This window comes from Leifsonia sp. P73 (assembly GCF_051059105.1).
Classification (GTDB): Bacteria; Actinomycetota; Actinomycetes; order Actinomycetales; family Microbacteriaceae; genus Leifsonia.
In genome coordinates, this window is sequence record NZ_CP194931.1 from 490,091 (window position 1) to 511,759 (window position 21,669).

General features: G+C 71.3%; 20 protein-coding genes and 2 pseudogenes. 8 read left to right on the forward strand and 14 right to left on the reverse strand.

Annotated elements, in window-relative coordinates; translation table 11 throughout:
• Positions 1–427: 427 nt before the first annotated feature.
• The 3 genes and pseudogenes from ACQ86L_RS02615 to ACQ86L_RS02625 all read right to left on the reverse strand — a co-directional run bounded on the left by ACQ86L_RS02615 (position 428) and on the right by ACQ86L_RS02625 (position 4,677).
• Entirely contained in the window at positions 428–1,075 is a 648-nt protein-coding gene (locus ACQ86L_RS02615) for a helix-hairpin-helix domain-containing protein (protein WP_434317569.1), read from the reverse strand.
• 115 nt (positions 1,076–1,190) lie between these two features.
• Positions 1,191–3,778 (reverse strand): annotated as a pseudogene (leuS, locus tag ACQ86L_RS02620) (leucine--tRNA ligase).
• Between the two features lie 84 nt (positions 3,779–3,862).
• Positions 3,863–4,677: pseudogene (locus tag ACQ86L_RS02625) on the reverse strand (anthranilate synthase component I family protein).
• Between the two features lie 609 nt (positions 4,678–5,286).
• On the opposite strand from ACQ86L_RS02625, the gene ACQ86L_RS02630 reads away from it, so the two are divergent.
• Both ACQ86L_RS02630 and ACQ86L_RS02635 read left to right on the forward strand, forming a co-directional pair.
• Entirely contained in the window at positions 5,287–5,667 is a 381-nt protein-coding gene (locus ACQ86L_RS02630) for a hypothetical protein (protein ID WP_434317570.1), read from the forward strand.
• A complete protein-coding gene (locus ACQ86L_RS02635) occupies positions 5,625–6,071 on the forward strand; it encodes an aminotransferase class IV (RefSeq protein ID WP_434317571.1) in 447 nt (148 codons plus the stop codon). The genes ACQ86L_RS02630 and ACQ86L_RS02635 overlap by 43 nt, the downstream gene beginning before the upstream one ends.
• A 12-nt stretch (positions 6,072–6,083) precedes the next feature.
• On the opposite strand, the gene ACQ86L_RS02640 is transcribed toward ACQ86L_RS02635, so the two are convergent.
• From ACQ86L_RS02640 to ACQ86L_RS02665, 6 genes are read right to left on the reverse strand one after another with little or no spacing between them, the layout of a single operon-like run.
• The gene (locus ACQ86L_RS02640) at positions 6,084–6,683 is read right to left on the reverse strand and encodes an ATP-binding cassette domain-containing protein (RefSeq protein WP_434317572.1); all 600 of its coding nucleotides are present in this window, start codon (positions 6,681–6,683) and stop codon (positions 6,084–6,086) included.
• On the reverse strand, positions 6,587–7,381 hold the full coding sequence (locus tag ACQ86L_RS02645; protein ID WP_434317573.1) for a hypothetical protein: 795 nt from the start codon (positions 7,379–7,381) through the stop codon (positions 6,587–6,589). The genes ACQ86L_RS02640 and ACQ86L_RS02645 overlap by 97 nt, the downstream gene beginning before the upstream one ends.
• Positions 7,318–7,797, reverse strand: coding sequence for a hypothetical protein (locus tag ACQ86L_RS02650; protein WP_434317574.1), 480 nt, complete (start codon positions 7,795–7,797; stop codon positions 7,318–7,320). The genes ACQ86L_RS02645 and ACQ86L_RS02650 overlap by 64 nt, the downstream gene beginning before the upstream one ends.
• Positions 7,784–9,409 (reverse strand): thiol reductant ABC exporter subunit CydD, encoded by a 1,626-nt coding sequence (cydD, locus tag ACQ86L_RS02655; RefSeq protein WP_434317575.1) that lies wholly within the window; start codon positions 9,407–9,409, stop codon positions 7,784–7,786. The genes ACQ86L_RS02650 and cydD overlap by 14 nt, the downstream gene beginning before the upstream one ends.
• A gap of 1 nt (position 9,410) precedes the next feature.
• Positions 9,411–10,445, reverse strand: coding sequence for a cytochrome d ubiquinol oxidase subunit II (cydB, locus tag ACQ86L_RS02660; RefSeq protein ID WP_434317576.1), 1,035 nt, complete (start codon positions 10,443–10,445; stop codon positions 9,411–9,413).
• Between the two features lie 12 nt (positions 10,446–10,457).
• Complete coding sequence (locus ACQ86L_RS02665; RefSeq protein WP_434317577.1) at positions 10,458–11,870, reverse strand: cytochrome ubiquinol oxidase subunit I; 1,413 nt, start codon at positions 11,868–11,870, stop codon at positions 10,458–10,460.
• Positions 11,871–11,965: 95 nt separating this feature from the next.
• Here ACQ86L_RS02665 and ACQ86L_RS02670 point away from each other — a divergent pair, with 95 nt between their 5' ends.
• Genes ACQ86L_RS02670 through ACQ86L_RS02680 form a run of 3 tightly spaced genes read left to right on the forward strand, consistent with a single transcriptional unit; the run spans position 11,966 to position 13,887 of the window.
• Entirely contained in the window at positions 11,966–12,331 is a 366-nt protein-coding gene (locus tag ACQ86L_RS02670) for a BlaI/MecI/CopY family transcriptional regulator (RefSeq protein ID WP_345835012.1), read from the forward strand.
• A 5-nt stretch (positions 12,332–12,336) separates the two neighbouring features.
• On the forward strand, positions 12,337–13,278 hold the full coding sequence (locus ACQ86L_RS02675) for a M56 family metallopeptidase (RefSeq protein WP_434317578.1): 942 nt from the start codon (positions 12,337–12,339) through the stop codon (positions 13,276–13,278).
• A gap of 27 nt (positions 13,279–13,305) precedes the next feature.
• Positions 13,306–13,887 carry a TetR/AcrR family transcriptional regulator gene (locus ACQ86L_RS02680; RefSeq protein ID WP_434317579.1) on the forward strand — a complete coding sequence of 194 codons (582 nt, stop codon included), beginning with the start codon at positions 13,306–13,308 and terminating at the stop codon, positions 13,885–13,887.
• An 87-nt stretch (positions 13,888–13,974) separates the two neighbouring features.
• Here the strand turns inward: ACQ86L_RS02680 and ACQ86L_RS02685 are convergent, their stop codons facing one another.
• From ACQ86L_RS02685 to ACQ86L_RS02705, 5 genes are all read right to left on the reverse strand, one after another.
• Positions 13,975–14,913: an ABC transporter substrate-binding protein gene (locus tag ACQ86L_RS02685; RefSeq protein ID WP_434317580.1), complete on the reverse strand. Its 939-nt coding sequence runs from the start codon at positions 14,911–14,913 to the stop codon at positions 13,975–13,977.
• Between the two features lie 73 nt (positions 14,914–14,986).
• On the reverse strand, positions 14,987–15,730 hold the full coding sequence (locus ACQ86L_RS02690; RefSeq protein ID WP_434317581.1) for an ABC transporter permease: 744 nt from the start codon (positions 15,728–15,730) through the stop codon (positions 14,987–14,989).
• Positions 15,727–16,416 (reverse strand): ABC transporter permease, encoded by a 690-nt coding sequence (locus tag ACQ86L_RS02695; protein WP_434317582.1) that lies wholly within the window; start codon positions 16,414–16,416, stop codon positions 15,727–15,729. Before ACQ86L_RS02695 ends, ACQ86L_RS02690 begins: the two co-directional genes overlap by 4 nt.
• On the reverse strand, positions 16,413–17,324 hold the full coding sequence (locus ACQ86L_RS02700; RefSeq protein ID WP_434317583.1) for an ABC transporter ATP-binding protein: 912 nt from the start codon (positions 17,322–17,324) through the stop codon (positions 16,413–16,415). The genes ACQ86L_RS02695 and ACQ86L_RS02700 overlap by 4 nt, the downstream gene beginning before the upstream one ends.
• A 170-nt stretch (positions 17,325–17,494) precedes the next feature.
• Positions 17,495–18,154, reverse strand: coding sequence for a TetR/AcrR family transcriptional regulator (locus ACQ86L_RS02705; RefSeq protein WP_434317584.1), 660 nt, complete (start codon positions 18,152–18,154; stop codon positions 17,495–17,497).
• A gap of 204 nt (positions 18,155–18,358) precedes the next feature.
• On the opposite strand from ACQ86L_RS02705, the gene ACQ86L_RS02710 reads away from it, so the two are divergent.
• The 3 genes from ACQ86L_RS02710 (at position 18,359) to ACQ86L_RS02720 (ending at position 21,662) form a co-directional block, all read left to right on the forward strand.
• Complete coding sequence (locus ACQ86L_RS02710; protein WP_434317585.1) at positions 18,359–19,426, forward strand: App1 family protein; 1,068 nt, start codon at positions 18,359–18,361, stop codon at positions 19,424–19,426.
• 63 nt (positions 19,427–19,489) lie between these two features.
• The gene (locus tag ACQ86L_RS02715) at positions 19,490–20,554 is read left to right on the forward strand and encodes a winged helix DNA-binding domain-containing protein (protein WP_434317586.1); all 1,065 of its coding nucleotides are present in this window, start codon (positions 19,490–19,492) and stop codon (positions 20,552–20,554) included.
• A gap of 34 nt (positions 20,555–20,588) precedes the next feature.
• Complete coding sequence (locus ACQ86L_RS02720; protein WP_434317587.1) at positions 20,589–21,662, forward strand: FUSC family protein; 1,074 nt, start codon at positions 20,589–20,591, stop codon at positions 21,660–21,662.
• Positions 21,663–21,669: the final 7 nt, after the last annotated feature.

Below are 21,669 nucleotides of genomic sequence, written 5' to 3' on the forward strand. Positions count from 1 at the left end.
CAGCGGTCTGCGCCGTCCAGGCCGGGCGCCGCGCGCTTCGGGGCGCTCTCGACGCGGAGGGCGACGTCGACGGTGCCGTGGTGGGTGGACGCGGTTCCGAGCGTCGGGTCGGTGCGGCCGGGTGCGAGTGCCGCGATGGAGGCCGCACCGAGTACGACGGCCGCCAGGGAGATGGCGACGGCGGGCCATGGGCGGCGTGAGCCGCGTGAAGGGTGACACCTGCGGGACCGCCTACCAACCGCGCGGCGCGCGTGACGACTCGGCCTGCCTGCGCGTCCCGTCCCACTCAGGCGACCGGCCACCAGCGCCGCCACCGCGCCCACACCGGCCACCACCGCCGCTCCCGGCATCGCTCCCGCAGCCCCCACACCCGCCCCGCAGCACACCCATAGCGCAGCCGCCGGGATCGCCAACCGTACGTCCGGCATCAGACGGTCACCTTGTCCTTGAGGCCGTCGAAGAGTTTCTGGCCGATGCCCGTCACCTTCAGGAGGTCGGTCACTGCTGCGAAGCGGCCGTTCGACGTTCGCCAGTCGATGATGCGCTGGGCCATCGCGGGGCCGATCCGTGGGAGGGACTCCAGCTGGGCGCTGGAGGCCGTGTTCAGGTCGACCAGGGCGCCGTCGGTCGCGGGGCCGCCTGCCGTGTCGGAGGAGGGGCCCTCCACGACGGCCTCCCCGACCAGCGGCGCGCGCAACTGCTCGCCGTCGTGGAGACGGCGGGCCAGGTTCAGACCGGCGGGGTCGGCTCCGTCCGCGAAGCCGCCCGCGGCCTCCACCGCGTCGACCACGCGTGCGCCGGGGGCGAGCCGGATCAGGCCCGGCTTGTTCACGGCGCCGGAGACGTGCACGAAGAGTTCAGCTGAGGAGCCGTCCGCGGCGGCGGACATCGGCGCGGAAGGAGAAGACGACGCCGGAGATGTGCCCGCCGCAACCGGCAACTCCCGCCCGCCGCTCAGCCCCGAGATGATCGCCGCCACCACGAACGCGGCGACCAGCAGCACCGTCGCCGCCCCGATCCCGACCTTCAGTCGGCGCGACGGCGCTCGTTCCGTGTCCTCGTCCCGATGTCGCATCCCCTCACGCTACGAACGCCGCAGACGCACGGACGGGCGAACAACGAATCAGTGGATAACCGGCAGCGGCGGCCTCCTGTGGAGGACCGCCGCTGCGTAACGAGAAGACCGGGACTCAGCCCCGCGTCGCGATGTTCACCAGTCGCGGCGCCCGCACGATCACGTTCACGATCTCGCGGTCGCCGATCGAGCGGACCACGGCCTCCGACCCGCGGGCCATCGCCTCCAGGTCGTCGGACGCGATCTTCGGGGACACCTGGGCGCGGTCGCGGACCTTGCCGTCGACCTGGAAGACGGCGGTCACCGACTCCTCGATCAGCAGCGTCGGGTCGGGCTTGCGCCACGGCACCAGCGCGACGGACGGCTCGTAGCCCAGGATCGACCACATGTCCTCGGCCGTGTACGGCGCGAACAGGTTCAGCGCCATCGCGGTGACCTCTGCGGCCTCGCGGACCGCGGCGTCGGCCGGGCCTGCGGAGCCGTCGATCGCCTTGCGGGTCGCGTTGACCAGCTCCATCAGGCGCGCGACGACGACGTTGAACTTGAACGCCTCGATCAGTCCGGGGGCGTCGGCCAGGAAGCGGTGCGTCACGCGGCGCAGCGCCGGGTCGCCGGTCTTCCAGACCACATCGGGCGCGCTCGTGACGTCGTGCGCCACGCGCCAGGCCCGCGCGAGGAACTTCGCACTGCCGGACGGCGAGACGTCCGCCCAGTCGATGTCGTCCTCCGGAGGACCGGCGAACGCCATGGTCAGGCGCACCGCGTCGACGCCGTGCTCGTCCAGCTGCTCCGCCAGCTTCACCAGGTTGCCCCGGGACTTGCTCATCGCGGAGCCGTCCATCAGCACGAGGCCCTGGTTCAGCAGCGCGGTGAACGGCTCGGTGAAGCTGATCGAGCCCAGGTCGAACAGCACCTTGGTGATGAACCGCGCGTACAGCAGGTGCAGGATGGCGTGCGTCACGCCTCCCACATACTGGTCGACCGGCGCCCACTTCTCCGCCTCGCGGGGGTCGAACGCCTGGGTGGCGTCGTTCGGGCTCAGGAAGCGCAGGAAGTACCACGAGCTGTCCACGAAGGTGTCCATCGTGTCCGTGTCGCGCTTGGCCGGGCCGCCGCAGTTCGGGCAGGCCACGTTGACCCAGTCGGTCGCGCCGCCCAGCGGGCTGGTGCCCTTGGGCTGCAGGTCCAGGCCCTCGGCGGGCGGCAGCAGCACCGGCAGCTCGGACTCGGGCACCGGCACCTCGCCGCACTCCTCGCAGTGGATGATCGGGATGGGCGTGCCCCAGTACCGCTGACGCGAGATCAGCCAGTCCCGCAGGCGGAAGTTCTTCGCCGGCGCGCCCAGGCCGGAGCCCTGCAGAGCCTCGGTGATGCGGCGGATCGCGTTCGACTTGCTCAGCCCGTCGAACGGGCCCGAGTTGATCAGGCGGCCCTCTCCGGTCAGCGCGACGCCGGTCTCGGCCGGACTCTGTAGCGGGGCGTCCTCCGGCAGGATCGACTCGCCGGTCTCCGGGTCGGTGTGGATGATCGGGATGGCGCCGGTGACCGGCTGCGTCGTGTCCACCACGACCCGCACGGGCAGGTCGAAGGCGCGCGCGAAGTCCAGGTCGCGCTGGTCGTGCGCGGGCACGGCCATGATCGCGCCGTGGCCGTAGTCGCTCAGCACGTAGTCGGCCGCCCAGATCGGGATGCGCTCCCCGGTCAGCGGGTTGACCGCGTGCCGCTCCAGGAAGACGCCGGTCTTCTCGCGGTCGGTGCTCAGGCGGTCCATCTCAGTGGTGCCGCGCACGGCCTCCAGGTACTCGTCGAACCGCTCCTTGACCTCCGGGCGCACGTCGGCGACCAGCTCGGCGGCCAGGTCGGAGTCGGGCGCGACGACCATGAAGGTCACGCCGTACAGTGTGTCGGGGCGGGTCGTGTAGACCGTCACCGGCTCGTCGCGGCCCTCGATGGCGAACTGCACGTCGGCGCCGGTGGAGCGGCCGATCCAGTTGCGCTGCATGGACAGCACCTTGGACGGCCAGGCGCCCTCCAGCTGGTTCAGGTCGTCCAGCAGGCGGTCCGCGTAGTCGGTGATGCGGAAGTACCACTGGGTCAGCTTCTTCTTCGTGACCAGGTTGTCGCAGCGCTCGCAGCGGCCGTTGACGACCTGCTCGTTCGCCAGCACGGTCTGGTCGAAGGGGCACCAGTTGACCTGGGAGGCCTTGCGGTAGGCCAGGCCCTTCTCGTGCAGCTTCAGGAACAGCCACTGGTTCCAGCGGTAGTAGCCGGGGTCGCTGGTCTGCAGGACGCGGTCCCAGTCGAAACTGGGCGCGTAGCGGCGCATCGACGCCTTCTGCTGGGCGATGTTGTCGTTCGTCCAGCCGCCGGGTCGAGGCCGCGCTTGATCGCGGCGTTCTCGGCGGGCAGGCCGAAGGAGTCCCAGCCGATCGGGTGCAGGACGTTGAAGCCCTGGTGCCGCCAGTACCGGGCGATGACGTCGCCCAGCGCGTACGCCTCGGCGTGGCCCATGTGCAGGTCGCCGGACGGGTAGGGGAACATGTCGAGCACGTACTTGCGCGGGCGCTTGTCGTCGGGGTCGGCCGTGGAGAACGGCTTCAGCTCGTCCCAGACCGGGAGCCACTTGTTCTGGATCTCGGTGAAGTCGTAGTGCGCACCGGCCTCGCGGACCGGTGCGGGTGCTGCATCGTGCTCGTGTGCCACTGGACTCTCTCTCGGATGTCGCCGCGGCCCGGACGGGCGTCGCGACGAGAAGGCATCGGGCGCGCGGCCCGAGCTTCCAGGTTACTAAACGTTGGAGGGGTCCGGTCCGTTCCCCGGAGGGCGGAGGCCGGCGGCGCGGAACAGGGCGGCGGCCTTGACGGCGACCTCCTCCAGCTCCTCGGCCGGGACCGAGAGCGCGGTGATCCCGCCGCCCGCGCCGATCGTGACCACGCCGTCGCGGAACCGCAGGCTGCGGATCACCATCGCGACGTCGGCGGAGCCGTCCGCGGCGAGCGAGCCGAAACAGCCGGAGTAGACCCCGCGCGGGCCGTCCTCCAGCCCGGCGAGGATGCTCATCGCGGACAGCTTGGGCGCGCCGGTCATCGACCCTGCCGGGAAGGCGGCGGCCAGCGCGTCCACCGCGGTCAGGCCGGGGCGCAGCCTCCCTCGACGGTGCTGACGAGCTGGTGGACCTGCGCGTAGCTCTCGACCTCCAGCAAGTGCCGGACGCCGACGCTGCCGACCTCGCACACGCGCCCGAGGTCGTTGCGCATGAGGTCCACGATCATGACGTTCTCGGCCTGCTCCTTCTCGCTCGCCTCCAGCTCGGCGCGCAGCCGGAGGTCCTCGGCGACGGTCGCGCCGCGCGGGCGGGTGCCCTTGATCGGCTTGGTGCGGACGTGGCCGTCGGGGGTGACGAGGAGGAACTGCTCGGGCGAGGAGCTCACCAAGGATTCTCCGGCGATCCGGAGGAACCCGGCGTGGTGGGCAGGGCTGTCGCGGCGCAGGCGGAGGTGCACGGCGAGCGGGTCGGCGGTCGTGGTGGCGGTCGCGGTGTTGGTGAGGCAGAGCTGGTAGGCGTCGCCGGCGCGGATGGCGTCCTGGCAGGCGGCGATCATGGCGAGGTAGGCGGGGGCCGAGTGGCGCCAGGTCGGGGCGGCGTCGTCCACCACCGGATGCGCGGCCGCATACCGCGCCGCCGCACCCTCCGCCCCGGCCAGCACATCGACCGCCTCCCGCAGCCATTCGCCCTCCGCCGTCGCATCCACCGCGGTCGCCGACCCGTCCGCGTGGTCGAACACCACGAGCCGGTCCACGTACAGGAACGCCGCATCCAGCCCCGGCCCCGCGGCGTACGGCACCCCGAGCGCGGCGGCGCCCGCCTCGTAGCCGAGCCAGCCGATCCAGCCGAGCGGGTGGCCGTGCGTTGCGGTCGGCTCCTGGCGCAGCGCCTCCAGGATGCCGCCGCCGACGCTCCGGCCGTCCACCGTCACGGTCCCCTCGGCCACGGACGCCGTCGCCAGACGCGTTCCCGTGCCGATGACGCTGCGGCCGGTCTCCGCGTCGGGGCCGCTGTCCAGCCAGACCGCGTCGCCGGTCGCGAACAGCGCCGCGAAGGCGTCGGCCGGGTCGACGGGGGCGCGCAGGCGGTGTGTTCGGGGGTGGACAGCACCGCACCAGTCTGCACCAGGCGACGTCGACACCGCGGCTGGCGTTAGCCTGAGCGGATGGACACCACGGCCACCCTCTACGACTGGGCCGACGGCGCGCTCGTCGTCCGCGACGACTGCGAGATCGTGGAGACCGAACTGCTCGCGGCCGACTCCTTCCTGGTGGCGGAGGGGCGCGTCCTGGCTCTCGGGCTCCACCGGGAGCGTTTCGCCGAGACGACGCGCGAACAGGGCTTCCGCGACGCCGGCGCGCTGGCCGCGTTCTGGGACGCGGGGTCGGGATGCTCCCCGGCGACGGTCGCTGGTTCCCGCGCTTCGAGCTGGTGCGGGCGCGCGGCGCCCTGCGGCTCCGCTTCCGGCTCCGCACCGCGCCGCCGCTCGGCTCCGATCTGGTGGTGGCGACGGCCGCGAGCGACCCGCGCCAGCTGCCGCACCTGAAGGGTCCGGACATCGACCGGCTGAACGCGCTCCGGCAGCAGGCTCAGAAAGTGGGCGCTCAGGAGGCGGTCATCCTGGACGAGGGACGGGTGGCCGACGGCACGACCACGGCCCTGCTCTGGTGGCGCGGCGACACGCTGTGCGCGCCGCCGCTCTCGCTGGCGCGCGTGGACAGCGTGGCCGCGCGGACCGTGCGCGGGATCGCCGCCGCCCTCGGCGTGCCGGTCGAGGAGGAGGCGGTGCGGCCGTCCGAGCTCGACGGCGTCGCGCTGTGGGCGGTCAACGCGCTGCACGGGATCCGCGATGTGACGGTGTGGGTGGACGGGCCGGCGCTCGGCCACGACCCGGCGCGCACGGCGGCGTGGCGGTCGCGCTTCGGGGCGCTGGCGCGGCCGATCCGCTGACGCGCCGGCCGCTCAGACTAGGGTGCCCGCCTCCATCCGGATGCGCCGCGTCACCAGCCCGTCCGGCACCGCGGTGTGCGAGATCAGCAGCACCGTGCGGCCATCGTCCGCGGCCGTCGTAAGGATGTCGTGCACGATCCGGCCGGCGACGGCGCTGTCCACGTTGGCCGTCGGCTCGTCGACGACCAGCACCGGGAAGTCCGCCAGCAGGGCCCGCGCGAGCGCGATCCGCTGCGCCTGACCTCCCGAGACCAGCGCGCCGCGCTCGCCGACCGGGCTGGTGAGGCCACCGCGGGAGCGGGTCCACTCCCCCAGGCCGACCCGGTCGAGCACGGCGAGCAGTTCCTCGTCGGTGGCGGTGTCGCGCGCGAACAGGAGGTTCTGCCGCAGGTCGGAGTCGAACAGGTACGGCTGCTGCTCGACCAGGCCGACCACGCGCCGCACATCGTCCTGGCACACGCCGCTCACGTCCACGCCGTCGATCGCATAGCCGCCGTCGAGATCGAGGAACCGGGTCAGCACGTGCGCGAGCGCCGTCTTGCCCGCGCCGGTCGGCCCGGTGAGCACCACCCGCTCCCCTGCATGCAGCACGAGGTCGATGCATTCGAGCACGGGGGCGTCCTCCCCGGCCAGTGCGCCGTGCGGAGGCTCAGCGCCACGTCGGGCACCGACGTCACATTCAGCGCAGCCGCGTCGGGCGCGTCCACCGGCACGCCGTCCGGGACCGTCGCCGGAACGGTGTCCGCGATCCGCTCGGCGCTCGCGCGCACCCGCCGCAGCGCGCCGAAGGCCAGCGGGAGCGTGCCGAACACCTCGAACACCGCCAGGGGCAGCAGCGCGACGACCGCGAGGGTCGGCGCGTCCAGGTGGCCGGCCTCCAGCGCGGGGATGCCGGTGGCGAGCGCCAGGACGGTCGCGACGCCCGCGAGGAGCGACACGGCGCCCGCCGTCAGCCCGAGCCCGGCCGCCCGGGTGCGCGCCGCAGCGGTGAGCCGCGCGCTCGCCGCCCGGACGCGCTCGCGGGCCTGGGGCAGCGCGTCGAAGGCGATCAGGAGGTCGAGGCCGGTCACCAGCTCGTGCAGCGCGGAGGCGAGCGCGGCGCGGAGCGGGGCGATCCGGCGCTCGGCCGATCCGGCCGCCCAGCGGTTGACGAGCGTGCCGACGACGAAGGCCGCGGCGAGGGTGAGCAGCAGGGCGACCCCGGCGGCGGGCAGCAGCACGAACGCGGCGACGGAACTCGCCAGCACTACCACGCCTCCGGACACCAGCGGCTGGACGACCCGCAGCGCGAAGTCGGGCAGCTCGTCCACGTCGTCCGCCAGCCGCGCGAGCAGCTCGCCGCCGCGGGCCTTCCCGTCGCCCCCTCGCCGGCGCCCACCCCGTCCGGACCGAGCGGCACCAGGCGGGCGAACAGGTCCGCCCGGATGTCGCCGAGCCGGCGGAAGGCGGCATCATGACCCACGAGGCGCTCCAGGTAGCGGAAGAACGCGCGCCCGAGCGCGAAGGCGCGGACGCCGACGACAGCCATCGAGATGTACAGCAGCGCCGGCTGCTCGGAGGCGCGCGTGATCAACCACGCCGAGACGCCGAGGAGGGCGACCGCGCTTCCGCCGCTCAGCGCTCCGAGGGCGATGGCCGCCCACAGCCGTCGCGCCGGAGGCAGGGCGAGCCGGAGGATGCGGCGGGTCCGGTCCCGGTCGGTCGCCACAGTTTCAGAGCCGGACATCGGACAGCACCCCCACCGTGAGAACGTCATCGGCGGCGGCCACGACCGCCTCCCGGTGGCTGACCACCAGCACGGCCATTCCGTCGTCGGCGACCGCCCGCAGCGACGTCAGCAGCGCCCGCTCCGTCGCCGCGTCGAGAGCGGAGGTCGGCTCGTCCAGGATCAGCACCCGGCACGACCGCGCCCGCAGCCGGTACAGCGCCCGCGCGACGACGACCCGCTGCGCCTGGCCGCCCGACAGTCCCGCGCCGCCGACCCCGACCGGGAGGTCCGGGTCGAGCTCTGACGCGGCCGCAGCGCGCAACGACGCGACGACGAGCGCGCGATCCGGCGCCGGGTCGCCGAGGGCGACGTTCTTCGCGATGGTGCCCGCGTGCAGCCCCGGCTTCTGACCCGCCCAGGCGATGGCCTCCCGTCGCCCCACGGCGTCGGCGCGGCCCGCCGCTGCGATCGTCCCGCTGTGCGCCACGAAGCCCAGCGCCGCCGCGACGAGGCTGGACTTCCCCGCCCCGCTCGGCGCGCTGAGCACCGCGAGCGTGCCCGGCCGCACGGCAGCGGAGAACGGCCCGACCACCGCGCGTCCGTCGTACGACACGGCGACCTCCGAGAACACCAGCCCGGTCGCCTCCGCGCGCGCCGCCGGCTCCGGAACGACATCCTGCGCCGCGTCCAGCACCTCGAACGCCTTCGACGCGGCCTCCATCCCCTCGGTCGCCGCGTGGTAGCTCGCGCCGACGTTCCGCAGCGGCAGGAACGCCTCCGGCGCCAGCAGCAGCACGAACAGCCCGACCGACAGGTCGAGCGAGCCGCCGAGCAGCCGCAGGCCGATCGCGACGGCGATCAGCGCGACGGACAGGCTGGCCGCGAGCTCCAGCACGAACCCGGACAGGAACGACATCCGGAGCACCTTCATCGTCCGCGCCCGGTACTCCTCACTCCTCTGCCGGATCCTCGCCTCCTGCCGGTGCTGCCGGCCGAACAGCGTGAGCGTCGGGAGGCCGGCGACGACGTCCAGGAAGCCGCGCGAGAGCGTCGAGAGCGCCGCCCACTGCCGCTTCTGCGCCGCCTGCGTCGCCCAGCCGACCAGCACCATGAACACCGGGATGAGCGGGAGGGTGAGCACGAGGATGATCCCGCTGGTGAGGTCCTGCCAGCCGATCACCAGCACGAGCAGCGGCATCGCGACCGCCGTGCCGATGAGCTGCGGGAGGTACTTGGCGAAGTAGCCGTCGAGCGCGTCCATCCCCCGGCCGGCGACGAGCGTCAGGTCGGCGCTGCTCCGTCCGGCGAGGCCCTGCGGTCCGAGGCGGCCGAACGCGTCGACGAGCTGCTCGCGGAGCTGCCCGACGACCGTCGCCCCGCCGCGCGCCGCCACCGACTCCGCCAGCCAGAGCAGCACGCCGCGCACGATCACCACCAGCACGAGCCCTGCGACGAGGGCGCTCAGCTCCGCGAACGGCGCCCCCGCGATCGCGCGCACGACCAGCCGGGTGACCAGCCAGGCGAACGCGACCACGGCCGCGGTCTGCAGCACTGTGACGAGTGCGCCGGTCGCGAGCGTGGCGCGGGTCGCGGCCGCGTAGCGGAGGAGGCGGGGATCGAGCGGTCGCACCTCAGGCGGCCGCCGGTTCGGGATCGACCGGCTTCGCGGGCTCGGCCGGGATGCTCGCGCGCGTGACGCGCTTGCGGAACACCCAGTAGGTGAACGCCTGGTACGCCAGGATCAGCGGCAGGAAGATCACGGCTACCCAGGTCATGATCGTCAGCGTGGTGTCCGTGCTGGACGCGTTGGCGATGGTCAGGCTGTTCTGCGGGTTCGGCGAGGACGGCATCACGTTCGGGAACAGCGCCACGAACAGCGACACCACCGCGAGGGCGATCGTGGCGGCCATGAACCCGAACGACCATCCCTCCGCGCCGCGCAGGTTCAGGATCCAGGACGCGATGAGCGCGACGGCGGTCAGCGCCGCGAGCACGACCAGCGCCACCGAGAAGTGCGCGATCACGGTCCAGAGCAGGAAGGCCGCGGCCACCACGATCGCGACGAGCCCCGCACGTCCCGCCAGCGCCCGCGCCCGCGCCCGGATCTCCCCGTCCGTCTTCAGCGACACGAAGACGACGCCGTGCGTGAAGAACAGCAGCAGCGTGGTCAGGCCGCCGAGCAGTGCGTACCCGTTCAGGAGGTCGAACAGCGTCCCGGTGTAGTTGTGGCCGTGATCGAGCGCGACGCCCTGCACGATGTTCGCGAAGGCGACGCCCCACAGGAACGCCGGCACGGCCGAGCCGACGACGATCATCCCGTCGAACCAGCGCTTCCACTGCGACTCCGGCCGCTGGTGCCGGTACTCGAACGACACCCCGCGCACGATCAGCGCGAGCAGGATGAGCAGGAGCGCCAGGTAGAAGCCGCTGAACAGCGTGGCGTACCACTCGGGAAACGCCGCGAAGAGCGCGGCGCCGCCGACGATCAGCCACGTCTCGTTGAGGTCCCAGACCGGGCCGATGGTGTTGATGAGCACGCGGCGGTCGGTCTCGTCCCTGCCGAGGAACGGCAGCGACATCCCGACGCCGAAGTCGAAGCCGTCGAGCACGAAGTAACCGATGAAGAAGAAGGCGATGATGCCGAACCAGAGGACTGCGAGATCCATGTCGATGTGCTCCTAGTAGACCGTGGCGACCGGGACGTGGTTGCCCTCGTCGTCGAGGTGCTCCTCGGCGGGGGCGGGTCCCTTCTGGGCCGCGCGTTTGATGAGCTTGAACTCGACCACGGCGAGCGTGCCGTAGACCGCGGTGAAGGCGATCAGCGAGATCAGGACGTCGAGCCCCGTCGTCCCCGGCGAGACGCCGTCCTGGGTCTTCATCAGGCCGAAGACGAGCCAGGGCTGCCTGCCCATCTCGGTGAAGATCCAGCCGACGATCATGGCGGCGAGCGAGAGCGGCATGGCCCAGATCGCGACCTTCCACATCCACGCCCACGGCGGCGTCCGGCCCTTGCGCGTGAACCACAGTCCGACGACGGCGATCAGGACGTGCAGGAGGCCGAGGCCGATCATCCAGCGGAACGCCCAGTAGGTGACCCAGATGACCGGGGTGTAGTCGCCGGGGCCGTACAGCTGCTGGTACTGGGCGTTGAGGTCGTTGATGCCCTCGACCGTGCCCGTGAGCGTGTGCGTCGACAGGAACGACAGCAGGTACGGGATGCGGATCGAGAACAGCTCGTGGACGCCGTCCGGCGTGCCGAGGGTGAAGATCGAGAAGGACGCGTCGGCGCCGGTCGAGGTCTTGTAGAGCGCCTCCGCTGCGGCCATCTTCATCGGCTGGGTCTGCACCATCGCCAGGCCGAGCTGGTCGCCGCTGACGACGCTGCCGATGCCGGCCACGACCATCATCCAGAGCCCGAACTTCAGGGCGGGGCGCATGGTCTCCAGGTTCCTGGTGCGCGAGAGGTGCCAGGCGGCCACCGCGATGATGAGGCCGGCCGAGACCATGAAGCAGCCGAAGATCGTGTGCGGGAACGCGGCGAGGGCGACCTTGTTCGTCAGCACCGCCCAGAGGTCGGTGAGCTCGGCGCGGCCGCGCGCGTGGTTGAGCGTGTAGCCGACGGGGTGCTGCATGAACGCGTTGGCGGCGAGGATGAAGTAGGCCGACAGGATGGAGCCGATCGCGGTGATCCAGATGCAGGCCAGATGGATGCCCCTGGGCAGCTTGTCCCAGCCGAAGATCCAGAGCCCGATGAAGGTGGCCTCCAGGAAGAAGGCGAGCAGGCCCTCCAGCGCGAGCGGCGCGCCGAAGACGTCGCCCACGAACCGGGAGTAGTTCGACCAGTTCATGCCGAACTGGAACTCCTGCACAATGCCGGTCACGACGCCCATCGCGAAGTTGATCAGGAAGAGCTTGCCGAAGAAGTGCGTGAGCTGGAGGTAGTGGACCTTGCCGCTGCGGTACCACGCGGTCTGGAAGATCGCGACGACCGTGACGAGGCCGATGGTGAGCGGAACGAACAGGAAGTGGTAAATCGTCGTCAGTCCGAACTGCCAGCGTGCCAGCAGCAGCGGATCGAGGATCTCGTTCACGCAGCCCACCTTTCCGGTCGTTGTTCTACAGCTTGTAGAAGACTACTTCTACAGAGTGTAGAACATTCACAGCCTTCTCGCGCTACCCTGGATCCGTGGCCAATCTCGGAGAGCTCGAACGTGCGGTGATGGACGCCCTCTGGTCGGGCGACGCCCCGATCACCGCCAACGAGTTGCGCGACAAGCTAGCGGCCACCCGCGACGGCGGCAAGACCCCGGCTCTGACCACCGTGCTCACGGTGCTCTCCCGCCTGGAGCAGAAAGGGTTCGTGGACCGCGACCGCGACGCCCGCCCGCACCTCTACTTCGCCTCCCTCACGCGGGCCAACCACGTCGCCGACCTCATGCGCGAAGTCCTGGAGACCTCCACCGACCGCACGGAAGCCCTCGCCTACTTCGTCGGCTCGGTCGACGAGTCCGAGGCGGCCATGCTCCGCCGGCTGCTCGACGCGCGCAGCTGACACCGATGGCCGTCGACTCGACCGCCGTCCTCCTCGGCGTCCTGGCGGTCGCCCTCGCCTGGCCGGTGCCGCTGCTGCTCGCACGCGCGAAGTGGCCGCCCGCTGCGCCGGGACTCGCGCTGGCCCTCTGGCAGTCGATCGCGCTGGCCGGCGGCATCTCGATGATCGGCTCGCTGCTGCTCGCCGGGCTGGAGCCGTTCGGGGACGACCTCCCGAGCCGGGTCGCAGGCGCAGCGGCCACGCTCTTCAGCGGACCGCTCCCCGCCGGCGTCTCGCTGCTGCACACCTTCTTCCTCAGCGCCGCGGTGCTGCTGACGGCCCACCTCGTGCTGAACCTCGCCCTCACCTCGGTCCGCAGCCGGCGCCAGCGACACCGGCACATGGAGCTCCTCCGGCTGCTCAGCTCGCCGCTGCCCGACGAGCCGGCCACCCGGATCATCGACCACCCGGCGCCCGCGGCGTACTGCCTCCCCGGCGCGCGCAGCGTGACCGTCCTGTCCGAGGGGATGATCGAGCTGCTCACCCCCGGGCAGCTCGACGCCGTGATCGCCCATGAGCGCGCCCACCTGCGCCAGAAGCACCACCTCCTGCTCGACGCCTTCCGGTCCTGGAAGCGCGCGCTGCCGTGGTTCCCGATCGCGACGCGTGCGCAGGACGCCGTGGCGCTCCTGGTGGAGATGCTGGCCGACGACACCGCCCGGCGCACCTCCGGCGACGCGGTGCTCGCGGACGCCATCCGCATCGTGGACGCGACAGGATCGGCCGGCGCCGCCCTCGGCGCTCCCAAGGACCCGCGCACGCCCGAGCAGCGCCGGTCGGCCCTGGTGGCGCGCGAGCAGCGCCTCACCTCCGGCCACCGCACGGTCGGCCCGGGAGTCCGGCTCCTGGTGGTGGTCGCCGCCGCCCTGCTCGTCGTGGTGCCGCCGGTGCTGGTGCTGACGAGCTGAGCGGCCGCCGCCCACTAGCCTGGCTACATGCCGGAGAAGCGCGGATACGCCAAGGGAATCGCCAAACGCGAGGAGATCCTCGCCCGCGCGCTGGAGGTGTTCGCCGACAAGGGCTACCGGAAGGCGTCGCTGCGCGAGATCGCGGCGTCCGTCGGACTCAGCCAGGCCGGCCTCCTGCACCACTTCTCGTCCAAGGAGGAGCTGTTCGCCGAGGTGCTGCGCAAGCGCGACGAGGTGGACTCCGCCGGCGGCGAGCTCGGCGGGGACTGGGCCGGGGCGGCCGACGGCCTGGTCCGCATCGTGCGGCACAACGCCGAAGTGCCGGGGCTCGTCCAGCTCTACGCGACCATCTCCGCGGAGGCGGCCGACGCCGACCACCCGGGTCACGACTACTTCGTGTCGCGCTACCAGCAGATCGTCGCGGGACTGGAAGGGTATCTCCGCTCCGAGCAGGAGGCCGGCCGGGTGCGCGACGGCGTCGACCCGCGCATGCTCGCGCGCCTCGCGGTGGCCGTCGCCGACGGGATGCAGGTGCAGTGGATGCTCGACCCGTCCGCCGACATGGGCGATGCGATCGAGGCGTTCTGGTCGCTCCTGCGCACGCAGTGAGGTCCCGCACAGACGGATGCGGCGGCCCGGTCGTCCGAGCCGCCGCACGCGGAGTCCGTCAGGAGGTCGCCCTCCCGCGTCGGTCCGTCACCCCTTGATCGGGTGCTCCTGCAGCCACTTCTTCGCCACGGCGTCCGGCTGGGTCTTGCTGGCGCCCTGGTTCTCGCTGTTCATGGTGATCAGGTCGTCCGTGGTCAGCTCGGCCGAGACCTTGTTGAGCACCGACTTGACCTTGTCGGAGGCCTTCTTGGTGTTGATCAGCGGCACGATGTTCTGCGCGGCGATCAGGTTCTTCGGGTCCTTCAGCACGACGAACCCGTTGTCCTTGATGGCGGGGGTCGTGGTGTAGATGTCCGCGAGCTGAACGCTGCCGTCCTTCAGCGCCGCGACGGTCAGCGGGCCGCCCGAGTCGCTGATCGGAGTGAGCGACGCCGTGACGCCGTAGGTCGACTTCAGGCCCGGGATGCCGTACGGCCGGGTGCCGAACTCGGGGTTCGCGCCCACGGTCAGCGGCACGGTGACCTTCTTGAGGTCCTCCAGGCTGGTGACCTTGTACTTGTCGGAGAACTCCTTGGTGACGTTGTAGGCGTCGGCGTCCTGCGCCTTGGCCTGGTCGAGCACTTCGAAGCCCTTGGGCAGGGCGTCGTTGAGCGCGGCGTAGACGTCGTCGCTGGAGGAGGCCGTGCTGGTCTTGTTGTAGAACTGCAGCAGGTTGCCGGAGTACTCCGGGACCAGGTCGATCGAGCCGTCCTGCAGCGCCTTCAGGTAGACGTCGCGCTGGCCGATGCTCGGCTTGTAGCTGACCTTGACGCCGTTGGCCGCGAGGGCCTGGCCGTAGATCTGCATCAGGATCTCGGACTCGCCGAACGCGGCGGACCCGACGGTCACCGTGTCGCCCGAGGAGCCGCTGCCGCTGCTGCTGGTGTTGAACGCGCCGCCGCCGCCGGACGAGCACGCGCTGAGGGCGATGAGCGCCCCCGCCGCGAGCACACCGGCCGCGATACGGCCCTTCTTGGATCCGAACATGTGATTTTCTCTTTCTACTGTGTGCGTTGGGTCACTGTGAGTCAGGAATCGGGTGGACCGGCGAACCGGCGGGTCAGAGGGTGGGCTGCCGCCCGGGGACGGTGATGCCGAACGCGCGCGACTGATCCTTCTGCACGTCGGCCCGGACCTTGCCGGCTGTGACGCCGCGCGGAACGACGAGCTTCTGGGTCACCGCGAACAAGCCGTCGACGACCAGCGCGAGCACGACCACGATGATCGACCCGCCGAGCATCTCCGGGTAGTTCTGCACGGCCAGCCCGTCGAACAGGAACCGCCCGAGCCCGCCCACCGGGAGGATCGCGGCCACCGTCCAGGTCGCGATCACCTGCAGCGCGCCGGAGCGGATGCCGCCGATGACGAGGGGCAGGGACAGCGGCAGCTCCACCTTGGCGAAGATCTGCCACTCGGTCATCCCGACCGCGCGCGCGGCGTCGATCGTGCTGCGGTTGACCGACTCCAGGCCGGAGTACGCGCCTGCCAGCAACGGTGGTATGGCGAGGATGGTCAGCGCGATCAGCGGCGGCACGATCGTGATGTTCGCCATGATGAGCGCGAGGTAGACGACGAGTCCCAGCGTGGGCAGGGCGCGCAGGGCGCCGGAGACACCGACCGCGAGGCCGCGGAAGCGCCCGGTGTGCCCGATCGCGAAGCCGATCGGCAACGCGATCACCACGGCGAGCAGGAGCGTCAGCAGGGTGTACAGGAGGTGCTCCCCGATGCGCACCGGGATGCCCCCTGGCCCCATCCAGTTCACCGGGTCGAAGAGCCAGCCGAAGGCGGCCGCGAAATCGGTCATCCCCCGGTCACCGCCTTCATCGCGGCGGAGCGGCGCAGCCGGCCCGTGCGCTTGTCGAGTCGCGACCACGGCAGCAGCAGCCGGCCGAGCAGCACGAGGATGAGGTCGAACACGAGGGCGACGATCATGATCAGGACGATGCCGACCGCGACCTCCTCCGGGTAGTACCGGTTGAGGCCGTCGGTGAACAGCTGGCCCAGGTTCGGGACGCCCAGCAGGGCGCCGACGCTCACCAGGCTCACCGTCGACACGGACACCACGCGCAGCCCGGCCAGCAGCACCGGGCCGGCCAGCGGCAGCTCGACGGCCCAGAACCGCCTCCAACCCGAGTAGCCGATCGCGGTCGCCGACTGCACGACGTCACCCGGCACCGACGCGAGGGCGTCCGTCGTGGTGCGCACCAGCAGCGCCACGGCGTAGATACTGAGCGCGACCACCACGTTCGCCGGGTCGAGGATCTTGGTGCCGATCAGCGCCGGCATCGCGAAGAACAACGGAAGAGACGGGATCGTGTACAGGATGCCGCCGATCGTCAGCAGCACCGGCCGGCTCACCGAATACCGGTTGGCCACCCAGCCGATCGGCAGCGACACCGCGAACCCGACCACGATAGGGATGGCGCTCAGCCACACGTGGGAGACCGTGAGATTCCAGACCAGGCCGAGATTCGACCACAGGAAGTTCACTGCGGCAGCCGTGGAGGGGCGCCACCCTGCGTTACGGCGTCCGCACCACCCGCGACGGACACCGTCGCGGCCTTTGAATCTTCGGATAGGTGTCGCTCGTCGCTGAGGACGCCCGCAGGGCGCCCCTCGCTGTCGACGAGCACGGAACCGGTCTCGGTCCGCTCGATGTGCAATGCCCGCTTGCCGCGGTCGGCGCCGACGAACGACGCCACGAAGTCGTCGGCGGGCGACGCCAGGATCTCGGCCGGAGTGCCCTGCTGGGCGACGATCCCGCCCTTGCGGAAGATCACCACCTGGTCGCCCAGCCGGAACGCCTCGTCGATGTCGTGCGTCACGAACAGCACCGTCTTGCCGAGCTCGCGCTGCAGCCGCAGCAGCTCGTTCTGCAGGTCGTCGCGCACGATCGGGTCGACGGCGCCGAAGGGCTCGTCCATCAGCAGGATGTTCGGGTCGACCGCGAGCCCGCGCGCCACTCCGACGCGCTGCTGCTGGCCCCCGGAGAGCTGGCTCGGGTACTTGTCGGCGAGCGAGCGCTCCAGCCCGACCGTGTCCATCAGCTCCAAGGCCCGCTCCTGAGCGGCCTTGCGCTTGACGCCCGTGAGCAGCGGCACGGTCGCGATGTTGTCGACGACCTTGCGGTGCGGCAGCAGCCCGGAGTTCTGCATGACGTAGCCGATGCGCCGGCGCAGGAGCACCGGCTTCAGGCTCTGCACGTCCTCGCCGTCGATCGAGACGGTGCCGCTGGTCGGATCGACCATGCGGTTGACCATCCGCAGGATCGTGGTCTTGCCGCTGCCGGACGAGCCGACGAGCACGGTGATCTTGCGCGACGGGATGACGAGCGAGAAGTCATCGACCGCCACGGTCCCGTCGGGGAATCGTTTCGTGACCGAACTGAATTCGATCATCGGTCCTCAGCTCTCGGTCGATACCGCAGGGTGGTCTCAGTATTCGGGGCCATCGTTCCTACCCAAACAGCGTTTCGATCAATTCGCAATGAATTGAGTCGGTTTGTGGCAGGAAACCCAGACACCATGAGACAACCCTGTCCCATACCGCCGACATTCCCCGAAGAGCCTCAGCTCTTCGGGTCGTACCGCCGCTCCAGGTACTCGCGGGCCACGACACGCGCCTCGTCGATGTAGCGGACGTCTCCCATCGGGTCGTCGCGGAAGGCCCGGTTGATCAGGCCGTCCATGATCTCCACGACGATCTCGAGGCGGAAGCCGAGCTCCTCGCCGGCGGGGAGACCGTACTCCTCGGACAGGATGGAGGCGAACTGCGATGCGAACGACACCGTCTGCTCCGGCTCCTCCTCACCGGGCAGTCCAGAGCGCTCGGCGTCGGTGAACCGGATGATCCGGAAGCCCGGCTCGGTACGGAACATCGCGACGAACGCGTCGATCGCGCACTCCACGGCGTTCCACCAGTGCTCGGGGCTCTCGGCGTGGATCGCGGCGACGACCGAGTGGCGGTAGCGCAGCAGCGCACGGTCGCGCAGCGCCTGCAGCAGGACGATGCGGTCCGGGAAGTACCGGTAGACCGTGCCGATGGACGCGCCGGCGCGCTCGGCGACCATCGCGGTCGTCAAGCGGTCGAATCCGATCTCGTCCACCACCTCCGCGGCGGCGTCGAGGAGGGCGTCGATCCGGGCGGCGCTGCGCTCCTGGATCGGCTCCGTACGGACGAGCGGCGCTCCGGCAGTGTTCTGTGCAGCGACCAGGTCGTTGATGGGCACGAGGGCGGCTCCTTCTTTCTCTGTTCCACGATACGCGTGCGGGTCCCCAGCCCGGCGATGGTCCAATCCATCGCTCTCATCGGATCATATTGTGGAAATCTCACCTTTGCTGGGGAAAATCCTCCGACACACCGAAGAATCCTCACCCCAGATCTGGGGGCTGCGTCTGAGAGGCCCCTCACTCCGTGAGAAACTGGTACCTCTATGACTGCCACCCGAGCCAAGCGCGGCGCGAGCGTCGACCCGATCATGCACCGTGCCGCGCGCGTCGAGGACGCGTTCCACCAGTTCAGAGCCCGCCGCGCACGCAAGCGCGGATTCCTCGCGACGGTCGTCCCGTACGCGGGCTACGGCTCGCCGACCTGGGTGCGCATCCTCGGCAGGGTGGTGCTGGCGAAGGAGCCACGGCCCGGCAGCCGTGCCGAGCGCAAGCACCGCAAGCGCGAGGAGTCCATCCGCGGCTGGCGCTCGTTCATCAGCGTCCCGGTCGCCGACGTCACCGTCACGATCACGGTCGATGGGGCCCACCACGAGGTGCAGCCGGACCGCGGCGGCGTCATCGACACGGTCCTCCCCGTCCAGCTCAAGCCCGGCCTGCACACCGTGAGGCTCACCACGCCGGAGTCCGCGCGCGTGTTCGAGGCGCCGGTCTACATCGTCGACCCCAAGGCCACCTTCGGCATCATCTCCGACGTCGACGACACGGTCATGGTCACCGCGCTCCCCCGGCCCCTGCTCGCCGCGTGGAACACGTTCGTCCTGGACGAGCACGCCCGCGTCCCCACGCCGGGGATGTCGGTGCTGCTGGAGCGGCTCGCCACCGCGCACCCGGGCGCCCCGGTCATCTACCTCTCGACCGGCGCCTGGAACGTCGCGCCGACGCTCACGCGCTTCCTCTCGCGGAACCTCTTCCCCGCCGGTCCCCTGCTGCTCACCGACTGGGGCCCGACCCACGACCGGTTCTTCCGCTCCGGCCGGGAGCACAAGCGCACCAGCCTCGCCCGGCTGGCGGACGAGTTCCCCGGGCTCCAGTGGCTGCTGATCGGCGACGACGGGCAGCACGACGAGGCGCTCTACCGCGAGTTCACGACCGAGCACCCCGGGAATGTGGCGGGCGTCGCCATCCGGCAGCTCTCCAACGGGGAGGCCGTGCTGGCCGGTGGGCGCTCGAAGGCCGAGAAGCACAGCGAGATCTCGGGCGCGCCGTGGGTCTACGCGCCGGACGGCGCCGGCCTGAGCGACCAGCTCAAGGAGCACGGCCTGCTGCCCTGAGTCCGTCGTGCCTTGTCGGCGTCGAGGACAGAAACTGTCCGCTGTCTGGACCAGACTGGCTCCATGACCTCCCGCGCCGACCTGCTGCGCCTGCGCCGCCTCGCCCACGCGATCGACGGCGACCGCGAGGCGTCCCCCGCCGACGTCGCGCGCCGGATGCTCGCCGTGCAGGCCCAGGACTTCGCCGCGGGCGCGTGGGCGCTCGGCCTCCGCACCACCGGCTCGACCCGCGCCGACGTGCTCGCCGACCTCGACGCCGGCCGGATCGTGCGCTCCTGGCCCATGCGCGGCACCCTGCACTTCGTCCCGCCGGAGGACCTCCGCTGGATGCTGGGAGTGACCACCGGCCGCATGATCGCCGGCCTTTCCGCGCGACACAAGCAGTTGGAGCTCGACACCCCCGACTTCGCCCGCGCCCGCGACCTGATCACCGAGGCCCTCGCCGGCGGCGGGCGCATCGGCCGCGCGGAGCTGATGGAGCTGTGGGAGGCGAACGGCATCGCCACAGCCGGCCAGCGCGGCTACCACCTCATCTACTACCTGGCGCAGACCGGGCTGATCTGCTGGGGTCCGACGCTGCGCACGCAGCAGGCGCTGGTGCTGCTGGACGAGTGGGCGCCGGAGTCCCGGCGGCTCGAGCCGGACGAGGCGTGGGGCGAGTTCCTGCTCCGCTACCTCCGCGGCCACGGCCCCGCGACGGTCAAGGACTTCGTCTGGTGGACCAAGGGCACCGTCGCCGGCGCGAAGACCGCGCGCGCCGTCCTGGGGGACGCGATCACCACGCTGGAGGTCGACGGGGTGGAGTACCTGCTCACCTCCGAGCTGGCCGACCGTGCCGCGGGCCTCGCCGAGAGCCGGAGCGAGCGGGAGGCCGTCCAGCTCCTCCCGGCCTTCGACGAGTACCTGCTCGGCTACCAGCAGCGCGACCTCGTGCTCGACGACGACCACTTCCAGCGGATCGTGCCCGGGGGCAACGGCGTCTTCCAGCCGATCCTGGTCGCCCGCGGCCGGGTGGTGGGGACGTGGCGGCGCAGCGCGGTCGAGATCGAGTCGTTCGCGCCGCTGACCGCGGGCCAGCAGCGTGCCGCCGAGCGCGCGGCGGCGGCGTACCGGAGGTTCGCGGACTAAGTCGCCGTACCGGCCGCACGGCTACGCTGGAGTCGTGCGTTCGCTGTCCCCGGTCAAGCTCTCCCTCCCCGTGAACATCCGGTCGACCACCCGCACCCCGTTCCTCCAGGTGGCGAAGACCGCCACGGCGATGATCATCTCCTGGGGCCTGGCGACGCTGATCTTCCCGGGCGAGCTCCCGGTGTTCGCGACCATCGCCGCGCTGCTCGTCGTGCAGCCGAGCGTGAACCAGTCGGTCGGCCGAGCCTTCGAGCGCTCCCTCGGGGTGATCCTCGGCGTGGTCATCGCGTACGGTGTCGGCCTGGTCTTCGGCGACAACACCTGGATCGTGCTGCTCGCGATCGTCGCATCGCTGGTGCTCGCGTGGGCCTTCAAACTGACGCCGGGAACGGCCAACCAGATCCCGATCAGCGTCATGCTGGTGCTCTCGCTCGGGGCCACGAACTCCGAGTACGCCGTGGCGCGCATCGTGGAGACCGTGCTCGGCGCGGCGATCGGCGTCATCGTCAACATCGCGATCGTCCCGCCCGTGCTCACCGGCCCGGCGCGCACCGCGGTGCTCGACCTCGGCCGCGAGATCGCCTCCACACTCGACCGGCTCGCCGTCGCGCTCACCAGCCGGCCGACATCCGGCGAGCGGGACGCCCTGCTCATCGAGGCGCGGCTGCTGCGCCCGATGGAGAAGAAGGCGGAGGCCGCCCTCACCGCCGCCGACGAGAGCCTCACGCTCAACCCGCGGCAGGCCAAGCACCGCGTCGTCCTGGAGCACGACCAGCAGCTGTTCGCGCGCCTGCGGCCGCTGATCACGCGCTCGCTGGGCATGACCCGCGCGTTCCACGACCACTACGACGACAGCCTCGCCGACGAGCCGACCATCGCGGCGATCGCGGACGAGCTGGAGCGCTCCGCCCACGACCTGCGGCTGCTGTCGCGCGACCCCGACGCGCACGTCGTGGAGCCGGGCACCGAGACGGCGGGCATCCCGGTGCTCACCGCACCGCTCGTCATCAGCACGCCGAACCCGCGGCACTGGGTCCTGATCGGCTCGCTCATGGAGGACCTCCGCCGCATCCACGCGGAGATCACCGGAGATGACGACGCCGCCTGAGCCGCGG

Bases quoted from the DNA above. Each gene is read 5' to 3' on its own strand.
- ACQ86L_RS02615 (WP_434317569.1), bottom strand. From the start codon at position 1,075: ATGCGACATCGGGACGAGGACACGGAACGAGCGCCGTCGCGCCGACTG.
- cydB (WP_434317576.1), bottom strand. From the start codon at position 10,445: ATGGATCTCGCAGTCCTCTGGTTCGGCATCATCGCCTTCTTCTTCATC.
- ACQ86L_RS02650 (WP_434317574.1), bottom strand. From the start codon at position 7,797: ATGTCCGGCTCTGAAACTGTGGCGACCGACCGGGACCGGACCCGCCGC.
- ACQ86L_RS02700 (WP_434317583.1), bottom strand. From the start codon at position 17,324: ATGATCGAATTCAGTTCGGTCACGAAACGATTCCCCGACGGGACCGTG.
- ACQ86L_RS02630 (WP_434317570.1), top strand. From the start codon at position 5,287: ATGGACACCACGGCCACCCTCTACGACTGGGCCGACGGCGCGCTCGTC.
- ACQ86L_RS02690 (WP_434317581.1), bottom strand. From the start codon at position 15,730: ATGACCGATTTCGCGGCCGCCTTCGGCTGGCTCTTCGACCCGGTGAAC.
- ACQ86L_RS02685 (WP_434317580.1), bottom strand. From the start codon at position 14,913: ATGTTCGGATCCAAGAAGGGCCGTATCGCGGCCGGTGTGCTCGCGGCG.
- ACQ86L_RS02715 (WP_434317586.1), top strand. From the start codon at position 19,490: ATGACCTCCCGCGCCGACCTGCTGCGCCTGCGCCGCCTCGCCCACGCG.
- ACQ86L_RS02710 (WP_434317585.1), top strand. From the start codon at position 18,359: ATGACTGCCACCCGAGCCAAGCGCGGCGCGAGCGTCGACCCGATCATG.
- ACQ86L_RS02680 (WP_434317579.1), top strand. From the start codon at position 13,306: ATGCCGGAGAAGCGCGGATACGCCAAGGGAATCGCCAAACGCGAGGAG.
- ACQ86L_RS02675 (WP_434317578.1), top strand. From the start codon at position 12,337: ATGGCCGTCGACTCGACCGCCGTCCTCCTCGGCGTCCTGGCGGTCGCC.